Source organism: Aquicoccus sp., from assembly GCF_041686535.1.
GTDB lineage: Bacteria > Pseudomonadota > Alphaproteobacteria > Rhodobacterales > Rhodobacteraceae > Aquicoccus.
Window position 1 is genome coordinate 1 of the sequence record NZ_JAWLDS010000150.1, and the last position, 4,996, is coordinate 4,996.

The 4,996-nt window shown below is 62.4% G+C and carries 7 protein-coding genes, 1 tRNA gene and 1 pseudogene; 2 read left to right on the forward strand and 7 right to left on the reverse strand.

Going from position 1 to position 4,996, the window contains the following annotated elements; translation table 11 throughout:
- Window positions 1–21 precede the first annotated feature (21 nt).
- Window positions 22–98: transfer RNA gene (locus ACESL9_RS16995), tRNA-Ile, on the forward strand.
- A gap of 9 nt (window positions 99–107) precedes the next feature.
- Here the strand turns inward: ACESL9_RS16995 and ACESL9_RS17000 are convergent.
- The 7 genes from ACESL9_RS17000 to ACESL9_RS17030 form a co-directional block, all read right to left on the reverse strand.
- Entirely contained in the window at window positions 108–1,226 is a 1,119-nt protein-coding gene (locus ACESL9_RS17000) for a tyrosine-type recombinase/integrase (RefSeq protein WP_372675298.1), read from the reverse strand.
- Complete coding sequence (locus ACESL9_RS17005; protein ID WP_372615335.1) at window positions 1,223–1,402, reverse strand: hypothetical protein; 180 nt, start codon at window positions 1,400–1,402, stop codon at window positions 1,223–1,225. Before ACESL9_RS17005 ends, ACESL9_RS17000 begins: the two co-directional genes overlap by 4 nt.
- Window positions 1,399–1,971 carry a hypothetical protein gene (locus tag ACESL9_RS17010; RefSeq protein ID WP_372615334.1) on the reverse strand — a complete coding sequence of 191 codons (573 nt, stop codon included), beginning with the start codon at window positions 1,969–1,971 and terminating at the stop codon, window positions 1,399–1,401. Before ACESL9_RS17010 ends, ACESL9_RS17005 begins: the two co-directional genes overlap by 4 nt.
- 66 nt (window positions 1,972–2,037) lie before the next feature.
- On the reverse strand, window positions 2,038–2,706 hold the full coding sequence (locus tag ACESL9_RS17015; protein WP_372615333.1) for a hypothetical protein: 669 nt from the start codon (window positions 2,704–2,706) through the stop codon (window positions 2,038–2,040).
- Window positions 2,707–2,708: 2 nt separating this feature from the next.
- Complete coding sequence (locus ACESL9_RS17020) at window positions 2,709–3,047, reverse strand: HNH endonuclease (protein ID WP_372615332.1); 339 nt, start codon at window positions 3,045–3,047, stop codon at window positions 2,709–2,711.
- Window positions 3,038–3,736: a terminase TerL endonuclease subunit gene (locus ACESL9_RS17025; protein ID WP_372615331.1), complete on the reverse strand. Its 699-nt coding sequence runs from the start codon at window positions 3,734–3,736 to the stop codon at window positions 3,038–3,040. Before ACESL9_RS17025 ends, ACESL9_RS17020 begins: the two co-directional genes overlap by 10 nt.
- Window positions 3,696–4,196: a hypothetical protein gene (locus ACESL9_RS17030; RefSeq protein WP_372675299.1), complete on the reverse strand. Its 501-nt coding sequence runs from the start codon at window positions 4,194–4,196 to the stop codon at window positions 3,696–3,698. The genes ACESL9_RS17025 and ACESL9_RS17030 overlap by 41 nt, the downstream gene beginning before the upstream one ends.
- Window positions 4,197–4,571: 375 nt before the next feature.
- Between ACESL9_RS17030 and ACESL9_RS17035 the strand changes: the two are divergent.
- Window positions 4,572–4,996: pseudogene (locus tag ACESL9_RS17035) on the forward strand (integrase); the annotation flags it as partial.

Below are 4,996 nucleotides of genomic sequence, written 5' to 3' on the forward strand. Positions count from 1 at the left end.
CACGTACCAGTAATCGTGGAAGGGCCTGTAGCTCAATTGGTCAGAGCAGAGCGCTCATAACGCTTTGGTTGGGGGTTCGAGTCCCTCCGGGCCTACCAATCCCCATTCTATTTACCTTTTTTTTCAGTGGCTTGGCGGGATTTTGTGGTGAACCTATCGGGCAGGTTCACCACGGTCTGTTCCCTGTTTGGCCGTGTGATCAGCCTTCCCATGGCAGAGTCTGCCAGCCCTTCGCGGGTCGCGGTCTCGGTGTATCGTTGCACCTCGGCCAGCGTCTTATGCCCGGTCACGGCCATGATCTCGTGCGCAGACGCGCCAGCCTCGGCCAGACGCCGCGCGCATGCCTTGCGAAGGCCATGCGAGGAACAAATAGAAAGCCCCGCCTTGTCGCACCAGTCGCGCATCGCGTTGCCCAGCCCGTCGGGGGATCGAGGCTTGCCGTAGGCGGTCGCCAGATACGGCCGATCGCTCGGCAGATCCGCCAGCACCTCGGCCAGATCGGGGTGCACCGGAATGCTCACCAGCTGGCCGTTGCTGCGGATGGTCTTTTGCCGCCGATACTCGATCCGATCGCCCTTCATGTTCCAAGGGCCAATCGCCACCGCGTCCACACGCGCGGCGCCGGTGTAGAGCATCAGCGTCACGGCCCGGTGCGCCAGCGTCCCTTGCGGATGCACCTCGAAGAATCGCGCGATCTCGCCTTCATCCCATGCGTGAAAGCCTGAGCCGTCGAGGCGGTAAGGCTTGATCTGTCGCGCATGGTTTACGGTGATCCATTCCAGCGCGATCGCGTGATCCAGAAGCTGCGCCAGCCGCTTGCGCAGGTTGTTCGCCGCCGCCGGAGTGTCGGCCTTCTCGGCCAGGATCGCCATGACGTGCTTACGCCCCAGCCCCGATATGGGCTTGTCGCCATGCTTCGCGCGCAGCTTCTCGATCGGCCCGCGATAGGTTCGCTTGGTGCTTTCACCGATGCCGCGCCACTCGGGGGATTTGTAATAGCTGGCCACCAGATCGGACAGAGAACCGGGGATCGTTCGATCCGCACCGGCCCCGGCCTTGCGACGGCCCAAAAACTCGGCCTCAGCCCCGGCATAGCGGCGCTTGAACTCGTCGCTGCCAAAATCCGTTCCCAGCTCGCGGGAAAATCCCTTGTGGCGATACCGCCACCGCTTGCGGCCGTGCCGGTCGGTGTAGCTCTTCGCGTAGGGAAAACGGCTGCGCTTCACCTCAGCACCTCATCCCATTCGTTCGGCTTGACCTGCCCGCCAGCGCCCTCCAAGTGAATGATCACCCTGCCTTTCACATGATCAACCTCGATCCGCCCGACCGCAAAACCGGCCTTAACCGCACCCTTCACGGCGCGAGTAATATCAGCCTGCTTGACGGTGGACGGGCGGTTCATTCGACCACCTCGTCCATGAGGGCGCGAACTTTTTCCATGATGTCATCGACAATGAGCCCCGAACCCAGAACGACATGGGAAAGACTAAGCATCGGGTGTGTACCCTCTACACGCCCCGCATCCTCACCGGAAAAGAAAAGGCGATCTTCGTCCCAGTACGCGTTAAAGGTTAACACCTCTTCGTTCTGGACCAATGCCACCGAAACGAACCTATCGATCGGCACAGGCAGCGCAGAAAATCCGTCATACTCATCAGATGAACGGTGCTTTTCTTCCGCCTGGATAAAAGTCTCGACAAGCCTGACAGGTTGCTCCGCCAGCTTGGCAGCAGCCAAAGGGGAGATTCCTATCTTGCTTACAAGGTCGACCATCGCAGAGACACGCATCGCGTCCGCGGGAGAAAAAGCCAAGCGTCCCAGGCGGTGCTTATGCCCGATTTCCAAGGTGCCGCGTTTGATCCAATTCCGGAAAGCGAACTTGTCTACGCCAGTTGCCTTGATGACCTCATCAGAGGTCAGCGCACGCTCGTGCAAAAACTCCTGTAGCTCTGATGGGGTCATGTTGAACATGGCGTAGACGTTCCTCTGAATCCTTAACGGATAGTCAGGCGACTACACCAACGTCGCGCGGTCATGTCAAGGTTTTTCAGCGGCGCACCGGCTCATCCATCTGCTCGAGATGTGCGCCGGGGTCATCGCGCGGTCGGTCGTGGCGTAGACGCTCGGCCCCGCGACATTGCCGGTCTCGGTCGCCTGCCATCCTGCCGTGACGCTCGAAGTCACAACGGGCCATTCCGCCGCGCCCTGGTCGATCGTGATCATCTGCCCGCCCATGGCCGACGCCATGCTATCCGGGAAAAGCCGATCGATGATCGGGCGGGTGCTGATCGGATCGGGGGTGCCAGTGGCCACCGTCTCGCCCGCGCGTTGCTCCAGCGCCTGCCACGGGATCGGGACGCCACGGAAACCGCCCGCGCTGCGCAGCTCCTGCACGATCTCGGCCGTCTGCCCGTCGATCTGCCGTCCCTCATCGAGGTGCAGAGCGACCTGGCGCATCTCGAAACCGGCCATCATCTCGGACCATTCACGGCTCGAACGCGTCTCCAGTTCGGCCCCGGCTTCACGGCGCTCTTCATCCTCGGCGATCAGGGCGGCGCGATAGCGGGTTTCGTTGGCGCGATACTCGGCGTCGAGATCGCTCATGGACCGAGTTTCATCCTCGGTCGGGGTTTCATTGCCGACCAGCTCGGCCAGTTGCTGGCGGATTTCGGATTGCCGCCGCTGGATTCTCACGGAATTGAGCATGGTTATTCCTTTCTGCTCACAGGTTTATTGCCGGGACGCTCAAGCGCCTCGACAGCTTTCGACCAGTCGAGCCGGTCCTTTCGGGGCGGGGGATGCCCGCACTCGATTCGCGTCTTTTTCGTGTGGCAACCGGGGCAGAGCGTTTGCAGGTTGCCGGGATCAAAACCCAGCTCGGGCGCGATGCGGACCGATTTGATGTGATCCACCTCAAGCCGCCCGCGTGTGCCGCACTGGACACAAGCCCCGCCGTCGCGCTCGATGATCTCCATGCGCAGCGCGCGCCAGCGCGCGGTGCTGGTGACCTTGCGGCTGTGCCGGTGGTGCTCTTTCCTCACGCCCATATCACCCGCGCCTTTTTCTGGGTCCGGCCAGCGATCCGCGCGCCCTCGGCCACGGCCAGCACTGTTGCAGCCGCCGCGTCGATCCGGCCCATCGAGCGGGCCTTGCCGATTTTGAGGTTGTTGGCCGGATCGCGCAGACAGACCGCATCCGCGAAGGCGCTGCGCAACAGCAGGGAAGGGCGCTCCTTTACATTTCCGTCGAAAGCGGCGCGGCGGAACCGATCACAATCTTCGCCGCCGTCACGAAATCCCATCCCGCGCCAGACCAGGGGCGCGCGGATGCCCGCCCGGTCGATGGCCTCGCCCAGCTCGGCCTGCTTCCATCGATCCATCGTCATGGCAAGGATCGGCTGATCCTCGACGTGGCGCAGCACCTCGATCAGCCAGGGCGACACCGGAACGGTCTTGTCACCCAGAACCGTCAGCTCTGCCCTGTCCTGCATCTCGACATAGCGCCCGGCCACGCCGTCCGCCTGGCCGCGATCGATCAGCGACGGTTGACTTGGGAACGTGGCAACGGCTTCCAGCCGCCCGGTCTTGGGCCAGTAGAACGCCGCGGCGGTCATGCTGGCCGATCCGCCCAGATCGATGCCGATCACAACGCCGCCTTCGCGCGGTGGCAGATCGGCGGTTTCGCAGGCTTGCCATTCATCGGGCGTAAGCAGGTTGTCGCGGTTTTCGCCGCTCACACGTTCGTTGCGATTGTAAAGCCGGAAGCTTGTGAGGCTCGAGGGGCCGGGCCAGCCGGTCCTCGAGCCAGGCCAGATGGTCCTGATGGGCCCGGACCGTCTCGTGCGGTTGGATCTTCCGGTATACGGCCCCGGCGTTCCGGATGTAGCGGTAGTCGTTCATCTTCTCACGAGCGACGACCTGCGCGTCCTTGGCGTCGCCGGCCAGGTCGAAGTCAGTCCAGAGAGAGCAGCACAGGAACCGCACCCCGGCGACCGCGACCTCGGCCTTCTGTCCGAGGTGCGCCCCCTCCTCATCGGCGATCCCGGCCAGCCGGTGGTCCCGGTCAAGCTGGAAATCGTAATAACCGTGGTTCCCGGGAATGATGTGAATCCGGCCGGGGTCGATATGCCGTGCCAGGTGCCGGATCGCGTATTTCCACCGGACCCGGGGCTTGTCGGTCAGGTCCCCGGCGATCAACAAGGCCCCCAGCCCAACCCGGTCCCCGGGCGTGAGGTGCGCGAACGGGTCCCGCCCGGCCTCGGTCTACCGATCGAAATGGACGTCCGCGATGATCAGGGCTTTCATGCGGCGCTCCACGGGTTATCTCGCTCGCCGAAATTCGAGGTAAAGAGACAGCAGGGCCATGATGGTGCGCGCACCGACCGGGCTCTGGCTGTGTACCGTGAACGCGACCCCCCCGGCAGCCCGGCGGCGTAAGCGAGGCCCAGGAGCAGGCCTAAAACACCGATCGTCCGGCGCCGTATCCTAAAGCGGTTCTGTCAAAACAAGAACGACGGGGACAAGCCTTTCACACTTCTTCTGCCGAGGCATATTCGGGTTCGGCGGGACGCAATGTCCGATCGCCCGGAAGCCGCCAATTCGATGGTGAAGGCCCTGCGTCAACTCTATAAGTTCGCCCTTCTTTATGATCATCACGACGACAACCCGGCGGAGAAGGTCGAATATCTGAAGGGGAACCCGGACGGCTTTCATGCTTGGTCGTTGGACGAAATCGCCCGCTTCGAACAAGTTCATCCGGTCGAAACCCAGGCGAGGCTTGCCTTAGCCCTGGCGATCTACACCGGACAGCGACGTTCGGACCTGGTTCTGTTCGGTCGTCAGCATGTCAGAAACGGATGGCTTGTCTTCACACAACATAAGGGACGCAACAGGAAACCGGTTAGGATGGAGATCCCTATCATCCCCGAGTTGCAGCGTATCATTGATCAGACGCCAACCGGGGATCTTACTTTCCTCGTTACAGCCTTCAATCGCCC